Source organism: Pelomonas cellulosilytica (assembly GCF_021353265.1).
Lineage (GTDB): Bacteria > Pseudomonadota > Gammaproteobacteria > Burkholderiales > Burkholderiaceae_C > Pelomonas > Pelomonas cellulosilytica.
The window spans coordinates 161,701-179,839 of sequence record NZ_JAJTWU010000009.1 but is presented as its reverse complement, the minus strand read 5'-3'; the positions used below and the strand labels follow the sequence as shown (position 1 = coordinate 179,839).

Below are 18,139 nucleotides of genomic sequence, written 5' to 3'. Positions count from 1 at the left end.
GCCCGGCGCCCGGCCCACCGTCTGCCGTCCCTTGGAGGGATGGCAGCCATGAGCATCCTTCACGCCCGCATCGTCCGCCTGGCGATCGCCGGCTGCGAGCTGCTGCACGACATTGAGCTGACGCTGCCGCTGCAGCGCTGGACCGCGATCGTCGGACCCAACGGCGCCGGCAAGTCGACGCTGCTGCGCGCCATCGCCGGCCTGCAGCCCTGCGAGGGCGAGGTGCAGCTGGCCGGGCGCCGCCTGCAGGACTGGCCGGCTCGCGAACGCGCCCGCCAGCTGGCCTGGATGGGCCAGCAGGAAACCGGCTCCGACGACCTGACCGCGCTGGACGTCGTGCTGCTGGGCCGGCTGCCACATCGCCCGTGGCTCGCACCGCTGACGGCCGCCGACCACGCCGCCGCCGAACGGGCCATGCGCGCCACGCAGAGCTGGGACTGGCGCGAGCGCCGGCTGGGTTCGCTGTCCGGCGGCGAACGACAACGCGTGCTGCTGGCGCGCACGCTGGCCGTCGACGCGCCGCTGACGCTGATGGACGAGCCGCTGGCACACCTGGACCCGCCGCACCAGGCCGACTGGATGGCCCTCGTGCGCGAGAGCGTCACCGCCGGGCACAGCGTCGTCAGCGTGCTGCACGAGTTGCACCTGGCGCTGCAGGCCGACCACCTCGTGCTGATGGCCGCCGGCCGCGTCGAGCACACCGGCGCGCCGGCCGACCCGGCCACGCACGACGCGCTGCGCCGTGTCTTCGGCCCGCGCCTTCACATCACGCAGATCGACGGGCGCTGGATCGCCCTGCCCCTATGACCACCTGCCCAGCCCTCTTCATCAGCGCGCCGTCCTCCGGCTCCGGCAAGACCAGCATCACCGCCGCCATCGCCCGCAGCCATGCGCGCCGCGGCGAGCGCGTGCGCGTCTTCAAGACCGGCCCCGACTTCCTCGACCCCATGCTGCTGGAGCGCGCCAGCGGCCATCCGGTCTACCAGCTGGACTTGTTCATGGGCGGCTTCACGCATTGCCAGGGCCTGCTGGCCGCGGCGGCGCGCGAGGCCGACCTCATCCTCGTCGAAGGCGTCATGGGCCTGTTCGACGGCGCGCCCAGCAGCGCCGACCTCGCCGCCGCCTTCGGCCTGCCGGTGGCCTGCGTCATCGACGCGTCGGCGATGGCACAGACTTTCGCCGCGCTGGCGACGGGCCTGGCGCGCTTCCGGCCCGAGGTGCGGCACTGCGGCGTCATCGCCAACCGCGTGGCCAGCGCCGCGCACGGCCGCATGCTGGGCGAGGGCCTGCCCGGCGACCTGCCGCTGGTGGCGGCCGTGTCGCGCAACGCCGCGCTGAGCCTGCCCGAGCGTCACCTGGGCCTCGTGCAGGCCGAGGAGCTGCCGCGACTGCACGAGCTGCTGGACGGCTGGGCCGACGCCTGGGACGCCGCGCTGATGCCGGGGCTGCGCATCGCAGCGGTGGCCTTCGACCACCAGCCCGAACCGGCGCCGCAGCGGCGGCTCGCCGGCCGGCGCATCGCCATCGCACGCGACGCCGCCTTCGGCTTCATCTATCCCGCCAACGTCGACCTGCTGCGCGCGCTGGGCGCCGAACTGCAGTTCTTCTCGCCGCTGCAGCACCAGCCGCTGCCCGACTGCGACGCGCTGTGGCTACCCGGCGGCTACCCCGAGCTGCATGCCGCCACGCTGGCCGCACACCCGACGCTGTGGGCCTCGCTGCGCGCGCATGCGGACGCCACCAAGCCGCTGCTGGCCGAGTGCGGCGGCATGCTGGCGCTGCTGGACACGCTGACCGACGCCAACGGCCGGCCCCACCGCATGGCCGGCCTGCTGCCCGGCCAGGCCCGCGTGCACCACCGCTTCGCCGCTTTGGGCCTGCAGGCGCTCGACTGGCCCGAGGGTCCGCTGCGCGGCCACAGCTACCACTACTCGACGCTGGATACGCCGCTGGCGCCCATCGCCACGGCCACCAACCCCAACGGCGGCACGACCGCCGAGGCGCTGTACCAGCACGGCCCGCTGCGCGCGAGCTATGTGCACCACTACTTCCCGTCCAACCCCGACGCCGTCGCAGACTTCTTCCTCGGCACCACCCGCCATGCTTGAGACCACCTTCGCCCATGTCGCCCAGGCCTTACTGTGGCCGGTGCTGCTGCTCGTCGCGGCGGGCTTCGTCTACGCGCTGTGGGCAGCCGGTGCGACGCTGATGGAGGCAGTGCAGCGCCGCTCGCCCGACTACCGAGTGCTGCGCGTGACAGAAGGCAGCAGCGTCGAAGGCCTGGAGCTGCAGATCGTGCGCCGGCTCGAGCCCGCGCGGCTGCTGGGCCGAATCGCCCCGCTGCTGGGCCTGATCGCAACGATGGTGCCGCTGGGCCCCGCCCTGCAGAGCGTGGCGGCCGGCCAGGGCCAGCAGGCGCTGGCCGTGTTCAGCTCGGCGTTCTCAGGCGTCGTGCTGGCGCTGGCCGCTGCGGCGATCGCATTGGCGGTGTACTCGGTGCGCCGCCGCTGGCTGCTGGCCGAACTGCTGGCCATCAAGGCCGAGCAGGGCTGGGCATGAGCCAGCGGCTGCACATCCTTGCCGAGGAGGACGACGACCCGCTGCTGTCGGCGGTGAACCTCGTCGACGTGTTCCTCGTACTGGTCGTCGCGCTGCTGACGGCGGTGGCGATGCAGCAGCAGTCGCAGGCCAACGAGACCATCATCCGCAACCCCGGCCAGCCGGGCATGGAGATCATCGTGCGCCGCGACGGCCAGGAGGTGCGCTACCGCGGCAACGGCGGCAGCAGCGAAGGCCAGGGCGAGCGCGCTGGCGTGGCCTACCGCATGAAGGACGGCAGCATCATCTACGTGCCCGAGGGCGGCAACGCCGCTTCCGCGCCGCGATGACGCGGCGACTGCGCACGCTGGGCCTGCTGATGATGCTGGCCCTGGCCGGCGGGCGCGCCTGGGCTGCGGCCGCACCGCGGCTGCTGTTCATCAGCGTGGACGTCACGCCCGCGGCCAAGCATGCGCTGATCGACCGCGAGGGCCGCGCCGCCGGCTTCAGCGTGCAGCAGCTGGAATACCCGCTGCGCGGTGCCGCGCTGGCCCCCACCCAGGAGCAGGCACTGCAAAAGGCCCTAGGCCGGGCGGACTGGGTGTGGGTGGACGTGCCCCATGCCAGCGCCGAGGCGCGGCTGCGGCCGCTGCTGGACGCACCGCTGCGCCAGGCCGCGCGGCCGGGCGCCCGCGTGCTGTGGATTCCGCCCGGCGAGCCCGCAGCCGGTGACGCTGGCCTGCGCGCCTACCTGCAGGCCGGCGGCCCGGCCAACACGCGGGCGGCGTTCGCGCTGGCCCGCTCGCAATGGGCCGGGCAGCCACCGCCGGCACTGGCGCCGCCACAGCCCATCCCGCAGCGCGGCATCTACCACCCGGGCGCACCGGGGCTGTTCGCCAACGCTGCCGAATTCCGCGCCTGGGCCGCGCAACAAGGCCTGCGCGGCGAGCCGGTCGCGCTGCTGCTGCACCGCTACCACTTCGTGCAGGGCGACACCGCCTGGCTGGACCGCTGGCTAGCGCTGTTCCGGCAGCGGGGCGTGCTGGCCTACGCCGCCTTCAGCAGCCAGTGGAGCGCCGCGCCGCTGGCTCAGCTACTGGAGCAGGACGGCCGGCTGCAGGCGCGCGTCGTTGTCAACCACGCCCTGCTGACGCAGGGCGCCAACCTGCAGCCCACCTTCGAGCGGTGGGGCGTGCCGGTGCTGCAGACCCAGCCCTACCGGCAGGACGCGGCTGCCGTCTGGGAGGCCAGCGAGACCGGTCTGGCGCAGGCCGACATCCCCTTCTACTTCGCCCAGCCCGAGGCGGCCGGGCTCATCGACCCGGTGGTCGTCGTGGCACACCCGAAGCAGGGCGAGGCCCAGCTCATCGAGCGACAGGCGGCCAGCGTCGCGGCCAAGGCGGCGCATTGGATCGCGCTGCAGGCCAAGCCCAATGCGGACAAGCGGCTGGTGGCCTTCGTCTACAACTACCCGCCGGGCGGCAGCAATTTCGGTGCGTCGTTCCTGAACGTGCCGCGCAGCCTGGCGCGCGTCAGCGAGGGTCTGCAAGCCGCGGGCTATGCGGTCACACCGCGGGCCGAGACGGACTGGATCAACGACCTGAAGCCGCTGCTGTCGGCCTACTACCCGGGCGCCGACCTGCGTGCGCTGCTGGACGCGGGCCAGGCCGAGGCGCTGCCGTTGACGCGCTACCAGGCCTGGTTCGACGCGCTGCCGGCCGCCGTACGCGAACCCATCGTCGCGCGCTGGGGTGCGCCGGCCAGCAGCCGCTACGTGCTGCGCTGGCGCGGCGAGCCGGTGTTCGTCATCCCGCGACTGCAGCTCGGCGCGCTGGCCGTGTTGCCGCAACCGCCCCGCGAGGAGACGCTGCGCCTGGGGCAGGACCCGTTCATGCATCGCAGCAAGACGCCGCTGTCGCACCATTACCTGGCCACCTATCTGTGGGCGCGGCAGGCCGACGCCGTCATCCACTTCGGCACGCATGGCACGCAGGAATGGGCTCCGGGCAAGCTGCGCGGGCCCGATGTGCTGGACCCGGTCTGGCTGCCGCTGGGCGACGTGCCGGTCATCTACCCCTACATCGTCGACAACCTCGGCGAGGCGCTGACCGCCAAGCGGCGCGGCCGCGCGCTGATGGTCAGCCACCGCACGCCCAGCTTCGCGCCGGCCGGCTTCAACGCGCGCATGGCCCACATGCACGAGCTGATGCACGAGTGGGAGACCGTGGACCCCGGCCCCACACGCCAGCGGCTGGAGCGGGACATGACGCAGCAGTTCGTCGAGCACAACCTGCACCACGACCTGGGCTGGACGACCGAGCAGATCGCGGCCAACTTCGCCGGTTTCCTGGAACTGCTGCACCCCTGGCTGGACCGGCTCGCGCAAAGCTCCCAGCCGCAGGGCCTGGCGGTGTTCGGCAGCGTGCCCGACGAGGCGCAGCGGCGCGGCTCCATCCTGCAGTGGCTGCGCGTGCCGCTGATCGAAGCGCTGGGCGAGGACATCGACGAGGCCTTCCTCATCAACCACGAGGGCGTGGCTCAGGCCCGCCCGGCGCGCTGGCTGGCGCTGGCGCTGCAGGATGCCGAGGCCGCCAGCCTGCTGGACCTGCGCCCGTCGGCCTGCATGGCGGCCAGCAGCGCATCAACCCCCGCGGCGAGCGGCGCCTGCGGCGACGGCTTCGTGCCCAACCGCGCGGCGCGCAAGCCCATCGACTCGGCGGCGCTGCGCGAGCTGGCGCTGCGGGCGCAGCAGATGTGGGTACGACTGGGCATCGAAGGCGAGATGCCCGGCCTGCTGCGCGCGCTGGACGGCCGCTTCCTGCCGGCCGCCTATGGCGGCGACTTGCTCCGCAACCCCGAGAGCCTGCCCACCGGCCGCAACCTTACCGGGCTGGACCCGAATCGCCTGCCCACGCGCCAGGCCTACGAGGCCGCACAGGCGCTCTTCAAGCGCTGGTACGCCGAGCAGGCCCGCAGCGGCCGCGCGCCGCAGCGGCTGGCGCTGTCGCTGTGGGCCGGCGAGACGCTGCGCCACCAGGGCGTCATGGAAGCGCAGGCGCTCGTCGCGCTGGGCGCGCGGCCCATCTGGGACACCACCGGCCGCCCCACCAGCATCGAGCTGTTGCCACCGGCCGAGTTGGGCCGGCCGCGTGTGGACGTGCTGCTGTCCGTCACCGGCTCCTACCGAGACCAGTTCCCTGCGCTGATGAAGCTTCTGGACCAGGCCGTCGCCACCGTGGCCCGGGCCGAGCCCGGCAACGCCATCGCGCAGAACAACGCGGCCGTGGAGCGCGAGCTGCGCCGGGCCGGCGTGAAGCCGGCGCAGGCCAGGGCGCTGGCGCTGGCCCGCGTGTTCGGCAACCCCGCGGGCGACTACGGCACCGGCATCGCCGACGCTGTGCAGTCCGACGGACTGCAGACCCGCAACGGCCAGGCCGACCCGCGCCTGGGCCAGCTCTTCCTGAACACGATGAGCCAGCCCTACGTAGACGGCGAGCCACTGGCCGTGCCCGCCGCGCAGGCCCGGCAGGCGCTCGGCGCCCACCTGCGCCACACCGACGCGGCGCTGATGTCGCGCAGCAGCCACCTCTATGCGATGGTCAGCAGTGACGATCCCTTCCAGTACCTCGGTGGCCTGACCGCCGCCGCGAAGGTGGCGGGCAAGGCGGAAGACATCACGCTGCACGTCAGCCAGCTGCAGGACGCGGCCGAGCAGCACACCGAGACGGCCGCCCAGGCCCTGGCGCTGGAGATGCAGACACGCTACCTTCACCCCGGCTGGCTGAAGGCGCAGCAGGCCGAGGGCTGGGCCGGCGCGCTGCAGGTGCTCAAGGCTGTGCAGTACAGCTTCGGCTGGCAGCACATCGCGCCGGGCACCGTGCGGGCCGACCATTGGCAGAGCTTCTACGACGTGCTGGTGCAGGACAAGCACCGGCTGGGCGTGCCGCAATGGCTGCGGCAGAACCCGCAGGCCTATGCGCAGACGCTGGAGCGGCTGATCCAGGCCGAGCGCCTGGGCTACTGGCAGCCGGACGCCGCCACGCGCCAACAGCTCGCACAGCAGTACCGGGATCTGACGCGCCAGGCGCCGCTGGCCAACGAGCTGGCCGGCGTGCGCCGCTGGGCCGAGGGCCAGCAGCCGCAGACGGTCGTCACGCCGACTGCTGCGCAAGCCCAAACCCACGGGGCACGCGCAACGCCTGGGCCTGCGCCTTCGCCTACGCCCGCCGTACGCGGCCTGCAGCTGCAGGCGCAGCCCGCCGCCGAGACGCCGTCCAAGACCGCCACTGCGGCCAGCCTGCTGTCGCAGGCGCTGGCCGGCACCGGCATGCTGCTGCTCGTAGCCGGCGGCGCCGCCTGGCAGGGCCGGCGCCGGCCTCAACCGGAGTTGCACCATGTCTGACACCGGCTTCAGCACCGCCGAGCGCGACGCGATCTACCGCGTCATCGCGCAGCGCCGCGATGTGCGCCACTTCCAGCCGTCGCCGCCGCTGCCCGAAGAGCAGCTGCAACGCCTGCTGCAGGCCGCCCACCAGGGGCCGTCGGTCGGGCTGATGCAGCCCTGGCGCTTCATGCGGCTGAGCACGCCCGCCTGGCGCGATCGGCTCGCACCGCTGGTGGAGGCCGAGCGACAGGCCACCGCGCAGGCGCTGGGTAAGCGCGCGGGCGAGTTCCTGCAGCTGAAGGTGGAAGGCCTGCGCGACTGCGCCGAGCTGCTGGCCGTCATCGTCGCGCCGGACGACGGCACCGTTTTCGGCCGCCGCACACTGCCACGCGAGATGGCCTGGTGCTCGGCCGCCTGCGCGGTGCAGAACCTGTGGTTGGCCGCACGCGCCGAGAACCTGGGGCTTGGCTGGGTGTCGATGTTCGACCCCGCCGCGCTGGCCCGGCTGCTGCAACTACCGCCCGGCGCCGAGCCGCTGGGCCTGCTGTGCCTGGGGCCGGTGCCGGCCTTCTACGCGCGGCCGATGCTGGAAGAATGCGGCTGGCGTCAGCGTCGGCCGCTGCATGAACTGTTGATGGAGTGTCCCGACGATGGAAATTGAACACCCCCCGCTCAACCACGAGCGCATCGTGCCCAAGGCGGAACGGCGCGGCCTGGTGCTTGTGCACACCGGCGACGGCAAGGGCAAGAGCACGGCCGCCTTCGGCCTGGCGCTGCGCGCGCACGGCCGTGGCAAAGCGGTCAGGATCTACCAGTTCATGAAGGTGCCCAGCGCCCGCTTCGGCGAGCACCGCGTCTTCGAGCAACTGGGCGTGCCGGTCATTGGGCTGGGCGACGGCTTCTCGTGGAAGAGCAAGGACCTGGAGCATTCCGCCCAGCTCGCCCGCGACGGCTGGGCCCAGGCCGAGGCCACGATCCGCGCCGGCGAGCATTTCATGGTGGTGCTGGACGAGATCATGTACCCCTTGCGCTACGGCTGGCTGCCGCTGGAGTCAGTGCTGGCCTGCCTTCGCGAGCGGCCCTCCCATGTCAACGTCGTGCTGACCGGCCGCGGCGCGCCGGCCGAACTGGTCGAGCTGGCCGACACGGTCACCGAGATGACGCTGGTCAAGCACCACTACCAGGCCGGAGTGCCGGCGCAGCGGGGGATCGAGGATTGAGCACGATCACCATTTGCACGACCTGTGCCGACGGCCAGGGGCAGGCGCTGCTGGAAGCCGTCGAGAACGAGGCGCTCGCGCGCGACTGCACGCTGCCCATCCGCGGCCAGGCCTGCATGGCCGCCTGTAAGCAGAGCTGCACGGCCGCGCTGCAAGGCGCCGGCAAGCACAGCTATGTGTTCGGCCAATTGACGCCGGACGACGCCTGCGTCGACGCGCTGCTGGACGTGGCTGCACAGCACGCCGAGCCTGGCGACGGCTTGCTAGCCTGGGCGCGCCGGCCCGAGCGGCTCAAGAGCGCCGTGCTGGCGCGGCTGCCGCCCCTCGCATGAACGCCTGACCGCATGCTGCTGCCGCTGTCCCTCGTCGTCGCACTGTCGGTGGACCGCCTGTGGGGCGAGCCGCCGGCGTGGGCGCATCCGGTCGTCGCGATGGGCCGCTACCTCGGCTGGTTCAAGCTGACGCGCCTGCCGCCTGCACTGGCGTTCACGGCCGGCGCGCTCGCATGGCTGGTGGGCGCGGCCGGCGTGGCCTTCGTCGCACTGTGGCTGGCAGGCTGGGTGCTGATCGGCCTGCAACCGGCGACCTCGTGGCCACGCCTGCTGGGCGCGGCGCTGCTGACGGGGCTGCTGCTGAAGCCGCTGCTGGCCTGGCGCATGCTGTCCGACGAGGCGCTGGCCGTCGAGGTCGCACTGCAGCAGTCACTGGACGCCGGCCGCGCGCGGCTGTCGCGTCTGGTCAGCCGCGACACGTCGGCGCTGACCGAGACCGAGGTGCGCGAGGCCGCCATCGAGACGCTGGCCGAGAACCTCAACGACTCGGTCATCGCGCCGCTGTTCTGGTTCGCCGTCTTCGGCCTGCCGGGCGCGGCCGTCTACCGTTTTGCGAACACGGCCGATGCGATGTGGGGCTACCGCGACGAGCGCGAATGGAGCGGCAAGTGGGCCGCGCGCGCGGACGACCTGCTGTCGTGGCTGCCGGCGCGCGTCACCGCGCTGCTGCTGTGGCCGCCGTCGCTGCGGGCGCTGCCGCGCGAGGCCCGCCGCACGCCGTCGCCCAACAGCGGCTGGCCGATGGCGGCGATGGCGCTGCGGCTGGGCCGCCGGCTGTCCAAGCCCGGCGTCTACACGCTGCATGCCGAGGGCACAGCGGCCCGGCCCGGCGACCTGCAGGCGGCCTGCGGCGTCGCGCAGCAAGCCGTCGTCGCGGGTACCGTGCTGATGGCCGGCCTGGCCTGGGCCTTGAGGAGCGCTTCATGACACCTTTGCAAGCCGAGCACGGCGGGCCCGACGACGGCCCGCCGGCGCTGCACGATTTCTCCACCAACGCCAGCCCGCTGGGTCCGCCGCCGGCGCTGCTGCGGGCCGTGCAGGCGGCCGACCGCACCCGCTACCCCGACCCCGGCTACCGCGTGCTGCGCCGGCGCCTGGCCGGCGATGGCGAGGCCAACCTCATCCTGCCGACGGCCGGCGGCGCCGAGGGCATCCGCCGGCTGACGCTGGCCGCGATGCTGGCCGGGCGGCGCGAAGTGTGGGTGCCGCAGCCCGGCTTCGGCGACTATGCGCTCGCCGCCCGCGCGCTGGGGCTTACCGTGAAGCCCTATGCCACGCCCGCCGACATCCGCCCCGCCGCGCCTGCCCTCGTGTGGATCTGCGAGCCCGCCAACCCGACGGGCGAGAGCCACGCCGACTGGCCAGCGCTGGACGCGCTGGTCGTCGTCGACCGCGCCTACGAGCCGCTGCGGCTGTCCGGCGATGCGCCCGCGCTGCCGCCGGGCGCCTGGCAGCTCATCTGCCCGAACAAGGCGCTGGGGCTGACCGGCATTCGTGCCGGCTACATCGTCGCGTCGGCGGCCGACGAGGCGTGGTGCCACGCGCTGTCGCTCGCGCCGAGCTGGGTCCTGTCGGCCGAAGGCGTCGCAATGCTGATGCACTGGCCCGAGGCCGACACGCAGGCCTGGCTGGCCGACGCCCGTGCCGAGCTGCGCCGATGGACGACGTCCCAGCGCGCGATGCTGGCCGACGTGGACTGGCTGCAACGCCCGAGCTCCACGAACTTCTGGCTGGCCCGCCCGCCGCGGCCCGACATCGGCCTGCGGCTGCGCGAGCACGGCATCCGCGTGCGGGACGCCGCCTCGTTCGGCCTGGACGGCTGGGTGCGCGTGTCGGCCCAGCCACCGGTGGCCCAGCAGGCGCTGCAGGAGGCGCTGCTGGAAATCGAAGGCGAGGACTCATGAGCCCGCAAGGCAAGGCCGTCATGGTGCTGGGCACAACCAGCGGCGCCGGCAAAAGCTGGCTGGCCACGGCGCTGTGCCGCTGGTATGCACGCCAGGGCCTGACAGTCGCGCCGTTCAAGGCGCAGAACATGAGCAACAACGCGCGCGTCGTGCCAGGCCCGGACGGACGGCTTGGCGAGATCGGCAGCGCGCAGTACTTCCAAGCACTGGCCGCCCGCCGCGTGCCCGAGGTGCGCATGAACCCGGTGCTGCTCAAGCCCGAGGCCGACACGCAGAGCCAGGTCGTCGTGCTGGGCGAAGTGGACGCGCAGCTCTCCCGCATGCCGTGGCGCAAGCGCAGCGCGCTGCTGGCGCCGCGGGCCAGTGCGGCGCTGCGCGCGCTGCAGGCCGAGAACGATGTCGTCGTCATCGAGGGCGCCGGCTCGCCGGCCGAGATCAACCTCGCGACCAGCGACTACGTCAACCTCGGCACGGCTCGCGACGCGCAGGCCGCCTGCCTGCTCGTCACCGACATCGACCGCGGCGGCGCCTTCGCCCACCTCTACGGCACCCACCAGCTGATGCCGGCTGACGTGCGCGAGCAGGTGAGGGGCTTCGTGCTGAACCGCTTCCGCGGCGACGCCTCGCTGCTGTCGCCCGGCCCCGAGGAACTGCAGCGCCTGACCGGCGTGCCCACCGTCGCGACGCTGCCGATGTGGCGCGGCCACGGCCTGCCCGAAGAGGACGGCGTCTTCGACGATGCGGCCGCCGGCAGCGGCCTGCACATCGCCATCGTCGCCTACCCCCGGCTGTCCAACCTTGACGAGTTCCAGCCGCTGCGCCAGCTGCCGGGCGTGCGCCTGAGCTGGGCCCGCGAGCCGCGCGACTTGGCCGGCGCGGACTGGGTCATCCTGCCCGGCAGCAAGGCCACCGCGGCGGACCTGGCCTGGCTGCGCGCGCAGGAGCTGGATGCGGCCATTCACGCCCACCCCGGCCCCGTGCTGGGCATCTGCGGCGGCCTGCAGATGCTGGGCGAAGCGCTGGTAGACACGCATGGCATCGACGGCAACGCGCCGGGTCTGGGCCTGCTGCCGCTGGTGACGGCTTTCGAGCCCGACAAGCTGCTGCGCAACACGGCGCTGCGGTTCGACGCGCTGGACGGTCCCTGGGCCGGGCTGGGCGGCGTAGAGGCCCAGGGCTACGAGATCCGCCACGGCCGCACGCAGCCCCACCCTGCGCTGGCGCCGCCGCGCGTCGCGCTGCGCAATGGTGCGGGCGAGCCCATCGGCTGGCAGGCCGGCCGCGTGCTGGGCGTCTATGCCCACGGCCTGTTCGAGCAGCCGGCCGTGCTGCAAGCGCTGTTCGGTCAGGCTGGCCGGCCGCTGGAGGCCGTGTTCGATGGCCTGGCGGATTTCGTCGACGCGCACTTCCAGCCGGGTGCACTGGCGCGGCTGATCGCATAGGTCCAGGCAACATGGCGGGCTTGACGGCCTCTGGATCGTTCCCGCGGATGCACCGACTCCTCATCACCGCCGCGCTCGCACTCATGTCCACGCTCGCCCAAGCCTGGGGAGCCGACGCGCACCAGACGGTCGCCACCGTTGCGGCCGGGCTGCTGAAGGGCAGCACCACCGAGGCCCGCGTGCGGGAGCTGCTGGACGACATCCCGCTGCCGCTGGCCGCCGTGTGGGCCGACTGCGCCAAGGGCATCGCCCCGCGTCGGGACTTCGAGTACGCGACGGCAGGCCAATATCCCGAGTGTCTGCCGCTGGAAACGCCCGAGCTCATCGCCGAGATGGCCGACTATGTGCGCCGCAACGACAGGCAGTGCACGCTGTACGGTGAAGAGCCCTGCCACAAGCAGACGCACTACACCGACGTGACGCTGCAGCGCAGCCACTACCGGCCGGGCCTCACCGGCACGCGGCCGGACGACGTCGTGGGCGCGCTGCGGCAAGCCATTCGCGTGCTGCAGCGCCGGCCTACGTCCGGCCCGCCGGACTATCGCGGTCCGCGCGAGGCGCTGCTGGTGCTGGTGCACCTGGTGGGCGACGTGCACCAGCCGCTGCATGTCGGCTCCGTCTACCTCGGCGCGGGTGGCGAGCGGCTGGACCCGGATCAGCAGGGTTTCGACCCCGCCAGCAACACCATCGGCGGCAACAGCCTCTACATCGCCGCTGCCACCGCGACGCCGGCGGCCAAGCTGCACGGCCTCTGGGATGCCGTGCCCGAATCGTTGCGGCCCGCCCATGTGGACACCGCATGGCTGGCTGAGGCGCGCCAGGTCCCCGTGGATGCCGGCGACCCGGCCGACTGGCCTGCGCTCTGGGCCACCCAGGCCCTGAGCGCGGCCGGCCCCGCCTTCGACGGGCTCGTGTTCTCGCCCCGCCAGGCTTCGCGCTGGACGGTCGCGCTGCCCGGCGGCTACGACGCCCGAATGGACGCCATCAAGCGCCAGCAGCTGACGATCGCGGGCGCGCGGCTCGCGCAGGTGTTGAGGGCGCTGCTGCGCTGAACACGGCGGCGTCTAGCAGACTAGGGCTTGCCGCCGGCTCGGCGCGGCACTCCACTTGCGAGCCGCAAACTCGCCGCACCGCCGATGCCCGCGTCGCCCATGCCTCTCCAGCCCGCGCGCCGTACGCGAGCTGCCCTGCTAGCCTGCTTGGCGGTGGCCACCACGGGCATCGCCACCGCGCAGCCGGACCGCGCACTCATCCAGGCCGCCATCTTCGTCACGACCTTCGACCGTCTCGACGATGGCTGTGCCGGCCGCTACACCGCCACGCAGCGCGAACAGGTGCAACGCTGGCAGGCCGACAACGGCGTCGACGCGATGCGCTCGCGCACGACGGCGCTGCGCGCCGACCCCAGCTTCGCCGCCCAGGTAGACCGCGCCGCCCAGCTGATCGTGCAGATGGCGCACAGCAAGGGCGCCGACGATTGCCGGGCCGCCGCCTCACTGACGCAGCTGCCGGACGCACGCTTCGGCCGCGAGCTGGCCGCCGCGCCGGCGCCGGTATCACCGCCGCCCGCCCTCGCACCAACGGCCCCACCACTCAAGTCGCCCACCACACCGTCCACCGTGCCGCCCGCGGCTCCGGTGGCTGCTGCGACGCTGGAGCAGATCGACAGCTTCGCCTTCGACACGCGCCCCAAGATGGGCATGGGCGGGTTCATCGCGCTGGACATCTTCCCGGTCGTGCTGTTCAAGTCCGGCGAGGTGCTGAAGGACGTGTCCGGCCTGCGTTATGCCGGCGGCATGAACGCCCACCGCTCCGCCCATGCCGACGACTGGAGCCGCTGGCGCCGCCAGGGCGGCAAGGTGCAGGTGCTGAAGAACGGCCAATGGGAGGACCTGCCCTTCGACAACACCTATGCCCGCCTGCCGGCAGACCTGCGGCTGGCCGGGCGTTTTCGCAGCACGAGCGGCGTCGGCAACATCGCCGTGGGCGGCCAGCAGTCGGTCACGGTGGTGGACGAATACCGCTTCGCCGCCGACGGCGGCGTCGTGCGCAGCGGCGCGGTGGGCAGCACGGCGCAGGCTGGCGACACCTCCGTCGTCACCCGCGGCGGGTCCGGTGAGCGCCGCGGCCGCTACCGCACGGACGGCCTCCTGCTGCGCATCGACTACGAGGACGGCTCGCGCGAGCAGCGCGTGCTGATCACTGACCCCAAGAAGCCAGGGGGCGTGCTGTGGCTGGACGGGGAGAGCTACGTGGAGCGACGCTGAAGCGTCGCAAAGTGCTTTGAACCCAGGTCAACGCAAGTTGATGGCCACGAGCTTGCTGACATTGCCAACGCCGTTCTGATCGCTGGAAATGAAAAGAACTCCGTTGGCGGACACCGCCATCTGACCGGACAGCGGGTACTGCCAGGCCAGTTTGTGCGTGCGCAAATCCACGGCGTAAGTCATCTGGTCAACCCCCATGAAGGCGTAGTCACCGACGACCAGCAGCGGCGCGTCCGGCCCATAACTGCCGGGGACGGACGTCGGCGCGCTGGGGTCGACGGCCGGCTTCGGCACATCCCAACGCCACAACTCCGCCCCAGTCGCAGCATCCACCGCCAAAAGCGTCCGACTATCCAGCGTCACGTACACGACGCCGCGCGCAAGAACGGGATTGGAGCGCACCGTATTCAGGCTGCTCGACCAACGAACGCTGCGCGCATTCAAGTCGAATGCGACGAGCTGCCCGGCACCGTATTGAGAGCCAAACGGGGTGTTGTAAGCCGTCGCATAAGCCAAGCCATTCGGACCGAGTGCTGGCGCGCCGTTCGCCCGCCATACGCCGGATCCAGACAAGGGCTTGGGCCCTTGGATGTCGAAGCTCTGAGTGCCGGTGGCTAAATCCGTCACATGGAGGGAGCCCAAATCGAACACCATCGCCCACCCGCCTCCGACCGTTGGCGTCCAGCGCTCGATACGATTGGAATAGGCGAAATGGAGCCACTCTGGCTTACCGTCGCTCTGGCTGCGCCGGCCGATGGAGATTCCGGTGTCCGCAGCGAAATAGACACTACCTCCATCAGGTACGGGCGCCAGGCGCGGACTTTGGAAGACATCGGAGTCAAGTGGGGCGCGAGTCAATTGCGTCCCAGTAGCCGCGTCAATGGCCCAAAACTCCCAGCCTGCACTGCCGAAGTCCGTGGGCTGCGCCAACACCCATACTTTGCCTCCAGCGCTTGCAGGGCCGCTGATCAATACCTTGGCTGTCGACAGTTGCCACAGGTCGCTTCCGTCATGCTCGCTCAATGCCCTGAGGGGAAGTGATCTGTTCTCTGGGCCACTGACGAAAACGCGACCGGAATCCGTCGACACGGCGCCCGCCATGATGTCCCGCACCCAGCGCCTGTTGAAGTTCGACGCGGAAACGCTGGCATCGACGAAGCCCGTGTGTGCCGCATTGCCCTGATAGGTGGACCACCCAGCGGCGCCTGTCAATGACGTGAGCGGCGTCAGATTGGATACCGGCTGAACAGTGATCTTGTAGGGCACCTGCCAGGGGGAACCGGCGATGGGCTGCGCGCATGTGGTGGGCACATCTCTGCAAAGCCTGACTTCGAAGCGGCCTTCATAGGTTCCCGCAGCCAACGTGGAGGCCACCTTGAGCGACGCGGTATAGGTGAGCGGCGACGGGTTGCGAACATCAAGGTCGGTGCTCACGACGCCACGGCCGTCGATGACGGCCAGGTTGAAAACACCATCAATGACTTTGCTCGACGTCGCTGTGATCGTGAACGATGTCGATTCGCCCGCGTAAGCAGTCACCTCACTGACGGTGGGCGAGAAGCTCAGCCAACTGTTGTCGACGCCACCGCTCGTGCCGCCGCCGCTCCCCCCGCCATTTGCCCCACCGCCTCCTCCGCCACCACATGCGGCAAGAAGAAGTGGACAAACCAGGGATAAGAGGCGACGCATGACGAACGCTGGCAGCAAAAAGGCCGGCAGTCTATCCGGGGGCAGCGCTTCGAGCGCCGCGCGCCGCTAGCGCACGGACGGCCTGCTGCTTTGCATCGACTACGACGCGCGTGCTGCTCACTGACTCAAAAAATGGCGGCGTGCTGTGGCTGAACGGGGAGAACTATGTAGAGCGGCGCTGAGCCGTCAGACCCAGACCGCGCGACGGCCGGCCTCGCCTGCAGCCGTGCCCGACGTCAAGACGCAGGATCGCGGCCCGCCCAGCATGCCGCGGGAGCCAATGAGCCTCGCGGCCCTGCCGAGCGGAAGGCCGAGGTCGATGTCGGTGTGTTCGGACGCGCTGCTGGCGGCCAGCGCTGGAGACAGCGCGCGCACCGGCCCGGCGACCAGACCCGTCGTCTGCAACCGGGCCGGCTCGAAGGCCGGGCGGCGGGCTTCGCCGAGCGGCATGGCGACGGCCATGGCCAGCAGCCCCCGAGCACCGGCTGCATCGATGGCGAAGCGGGCGGGAGCATCGGTCGCGCCGGACCTGACGCTGGCGTCCCACGTGGCGCCGGTGGACCGGGTCGGCGTGACGCCGCGCACGTCGCTGCGCGAGAACAGGTCGAGCAACGGTGGCTGGCCGGCGGCGGCGTTTGCCACCGCAGGTGCGGCCCGGGCGACGCTGCCGCCCTGCGGGAGCAGCGACAGGGAGCTGTCGACCAGGAGGCACCCCGGCGCGCGAACATCACTGCCGATCGTGGCTGTCTGCGCCGTACTGTGCGTCGGCAGCCACGCGCATAGCGCGAGCGCAGCGCCCAGCCGCAACATGAGCCGGTCGAATCTCCGGCACGGCTGGCAAACAAATGGCGATGGCGCAACGGGGAGCCGGCCCGTTTCCGGGCTCGCACCTTCGAGCGGCGTGCTGTGGCGGTCGTTGCTGTTGCGGTCCACGATGCCTCCTGGTCGCTCGCGACTCTAGGGAGGCACGCCGGTTGCCGGCGTTAGCAAAGGTGTGCGCTTGTTAACTCGCCGTGTCGGTCAACCGCTGGTATTTCTGCAGCAGCGTCTGCCGGTTTTCCACGTGTGCGGGGTCGACGGGGATGCAGGCAACTGGGCACAGCGAGACACATTGCGGCTCGTCGAAATGTCCGACGCATTCGGTGCACCTGGCCGGGTCGATCCTGTAGAACTCCTCGCCCATCGAGATCGCCTGGTTGGGGCAGGCGGGCTCGCACACGTCGCAGTTGATGCATTCGTCGGTGATCATCAGCGCCATCGTCAGCCCCCCTTCCGGCAGCGCTCGTTCAGCCGCGCCAGAACGCCGGGCGACACGAACTCCGACACCTCGCCGCCCAGCGTCGCGATCTCTCGGACGAAGGTGCTGGACGTGTACTGGTGATGCTCACCCGGCGTCAGGAAGATGGTCTCGACCTCCGGCATCAGCTTGCGGTTCATACCGGCCATCTGGAACTCGTATTCGAAGTCGCCGCCGGTGCGCAGGCCGCGCACGACGACGCGGCCCTGGTGGGTGCGCACGAAGTCGCGTAGCAGACCCTCGAAGGCGATGACCTCGACATTGCCCTGCGGGCAGCACTGGGCCGCAACCTCCTGTGCCATCGCCAGCCGCTCCTCCGGCGAGAACATCGTCTTCTTGTGATGGCCCACCGCCACAGCCAGCACCAGGCGCTCGAACATGCCGGCGGCTCGGCGCATCAGGTCCTCATGGCCCAACGTGATCGGGTCGAAGGTGCCTGGGTAGACGGCAGTGATCGTAGTGCGGGAGGTCATCTGAGTGCCGCCCGGGCAACGAACGAAGCGGGCGTGGGAGGCGTGATCATGAGGCCGGATTGTCCTCGCGTCGCAGCAGCTGATAGTGCACGGCGCCCGCGCGGCCCTGCCGCCAGACGGTCAATCCGGCGGGCGGCTGCATGCCGTGCGGCGACTCGACGTACAGCAGACCATCGTCGGCCAGAAGCGGCGCCGCGGCGGCAAGGGCGCGATCGAACAGGTCGTCGGCGAACGGCGGGTCCAGCAGGATCAGGTCGAAGCGCGCCGTGCAAGCGCCCATCCAGTTCAGCGCGTTCGCACGATGGATCGTGACGGCGGCCGCCTGCAGGCGCTTCTGGCTGGCCCGCAGGCCATCCACCAACACGGCCTCACGCTCGACCATCACGACGGCCTCCGCGCCACGCGAGGCGGCCTCGAAGCCCAGCGCACCACTGCCCGCGAATGCGTCCAGCACGCGCCAGCCGGCGAGCGTCTGCCCGAGCCAGTTGAACAGGGTCTCCCGCACGCGGTCCGACGTCGGACGCAGGCCGGGAACATCGGGCACCGGCAGCTTGGAGCGCTTCCACTGCCCCCCGATGATGCGCACCTCTCCC

General features: G+C 71.6%; 18 protein-coding genes. 13 read left to right on the top strand and 5 right to left on the bottom strand.

The window, feature by feature from the left end:
• Positions 1-48 precede the first annotated feature (48 nt).
• From LXT13_RS21790 to LXT13_RS21730, 13 genes are all read left to right on the top strand, one after another.
• Positions 49-807: an ABC transporter ATP-binding protein gene (locus LXT13_RS21790; protein ID WP_419964699.1), complete on the top strand. Its 759-nt coding sequence runs from the start codon at positions 49-51 to the stop codon at positions 805-807.
• Positions 804-2,108 carry a cobyrinic acid a,c-diamide synthase CobB gene (locus LXT13_RS21785; RefSeq protein ID WP_233374420.1) on the top strand — a complete coding sequence of 435 codons (1,305 nt, stop codon included), beginning with the start codon at positions 804-806 and terminating at the stop codon, positions 2,106-2,108. The genes LXT13_RS21790 and LXT13_RS21785 overlap by 4 nt, the downstream gene beginning before the upstream one ends.
• Positions 2,101-2,559, top strand: coding sequence for a hypothetical protein (locus tag LXT13_RS21780; RefSeq protein WP_233374419.1), 459 nt, complete (start codon positions 2,101-2,103; stop codon positions 2,557-2,559). Before LXT13_RS21785 ends, LXT13_RS21780 begins: the two co-directional genes overlap by 8 nt.
• A complete protein-coding gene (locus LXT13_RS21775) occupies positions 2,556-2,888 on the top strand; it encodes a DUF2149 domain-containing protein (protein WP_233374418.1) in 333 nt (110 codons plus the stop codon). The genes LXT13_RS21780 and LXT13_RS21775 overlap by 4 nt, the downstream gene beginning before the upstream one ends.
• Positions 2,885-6,940 (top strand): cobaltochelatase subunit CobN, encoded by a 4,056-nt coding sequence (gene cobN, locus LXT13_RS21770; protein ID WP_233374417.1) that lies wholly within the window; start codon positions 2,885-2,887, stop codon positions 6,938-6,940. The genes LXT13_RS21775 and cobN overlap by 4 nt, the downstream gene beginning before the upstream one ends.
• Complete coding sequence (gene bluB, locus LXT13_RS21765) at positions 6,933-7,583, top strand: 5,6-dimethylbenzimidazole synthase (protein WP_233374416.1); 651 nt, start codon at positions 6,933-6,935, stop codon at positions 7,581-7,583. The genes cobN and bluB overlap by 8 nt, the downstream gene beginning before the upstream one ends.
• Complete coding sequence (gene cobO, locus LXT13_RS21760; RefSeq protein WP_233374415.1) at positions 7,573-8,142, top strand: cob(I)yrinic acid a,c-diamide adenosyltransferase; 570 nt, start codon at positions 7,573-7,575, stop codon at positions 8,140-8,142. Before bluB ends, cobO begins: the two co-directional genes overlap by 11 nt.
• Positions 8,139-8,474 (top strand): DUF1636 family protein, encoded by a 336-nt coding sequence (locus LXT13_RS21755; protein ID WP_233374414.1) that lies wholly within the window; start codon positions 8,139-8,141, stop codon positions 8,472-8,474. The genes cobO and LXT13_RS21755 overlap by 4 nt, the downstream gene beginning before the upstream one ends.
• Before the next feature lie 12 nt (positions 8,475-8,486).
• A complete protein-coding gene (gene cbiB, locus LXT13_RS21750; RefSeq protein WP_233374413.1) occupies positions 8,487-9,401 on the top strand; it encodes an adenosylcobinamide-phosphate synthase CbiB in 915 nt (304 codons plus the stop codon).
• Complete coding sequence (locus tag LXT13_RS21745) at positions 9,398-10,378, top strand: aminotransferase class I/II-fold pyridoxal phosphate-dependent enzyme (protein WP_233374412.1); 981 nt, start codon at positions 9,398-9,400, stop codon at positions 10,376-10,378. The genes cbiB and LXT13_RS21745 overlap by 4 nt, the downstream gene beginning before the upstream one ends.
• Positions 10,375-11,820 (top strand): cobyric acid synthase, encoded by a 1,446-nt coding sequence (locus LXT13_RS21740; protein ID WP_233374411.1) that lies wholly within the window; start codon positions 10,375-10,377, stop codon positions 11,818-11,820. Before LXT13_RS21745 ends, LXT13_RS21740 begins: the two co-directional genes overlap by 4 nt.
• A gap of 47 nt (positions 11,821-11,867) precedes the next feature.
• Complete coding sequence (locus tag LXT13_RS21735; RefSeq protein WP_233374410.1) at positions 11,868-12,872, top strand: S1/P1 nuclease; 1,005 nt, start codon at positions 11,868-11,870, stop codon at positions 12,870-12,872.
• 99 nt (positions 12,873-12,971) lie between these two features.
• Positions 12,972-14,087: a hypothetical protein gene (locus tag LXT13_RS21730; RefSeq protein WP_233374409.1), complete on the top strand. Its 1,116-nt coding sequence runs from the start codon at positions 12,972-12,974 to the stop codon at positions 14,085-14,087.
• A gap of 27 nt (positions 14,088-14,114) precedes the next feature.
• On the opposite strand, the gene LXT13_RS21725 is transcribed toward LXT13_RS21730, so the two are convergent.
• The 5 genes from LXT13_RS21725 to rsmD all read right to left on the bottom strand — a co-directional run bounded on the left by LXT13_RS21725 (position 14,115) and on the right by rsmD (position 18,132).
• Complete coding sequence (locus tag LXT13_RS21725; RefSeq protein ID WP_233374408.1) at positions 14,115-15,776, bottom strand: outer membrane protein assembly factor BamB family protein; 1,662 nt, start codon at positions 15,774-15,776, stop codon at positions 14,115-14,117.
• Between the two features lie 186 nt (positions 15,777-15,962).
• Positions 15,963-16,709, bottom strand: coding sequence for a hypothetical protein (locus LXT13_RS21720; protein WP_233374407.1), 747 nt, complete (start codon positions 16,707-16,709; stop codon positions 15,963-15,965).
• Between the two features lie 70 nt (positions 16,710-16,779).
• On the bottom strand, positions 16,780-17,034 hold the full coding sequence (locus tag LXT13_RS21715; RefSeq protein WP_233374406.1) for a YfhL family 4Fe-4S dicluster ferredoxin: 255 nt from the start codon (positions 17,032-17,034) through the stop codon (positions 16,780-16,782).
• Between the two features lie 2 nt (positions 17,035-17,036).
• Complete coding sequence (gene coaD / locus LXT13_RS21710) at positions 17,037-17,546, bottom strand: pantetheine-phosphate adenylyltransferase (protein ID WP_233374405.1); 510 nt, start codon at positions 17,544-17,546, stop codon at positions 17,037-17,039.
• Positions 17,547-17,592: 46 nt separating this feature from the next.
• Complete coding sequence (gene rsmD, locus LXT13_RS21705; RefSeq protein ID WP_233374404.1) at positions 17,593-18,132, bottom strand: 16S rRNA (guanine(966)-N(2))-methyltransferase RsmD; 540 nt, start codon at positions 18,130-18,132, stop codon at positions 17,593-17,595.
• Positions 18,133-18,139: the final 7 nt, after the last annotated feature.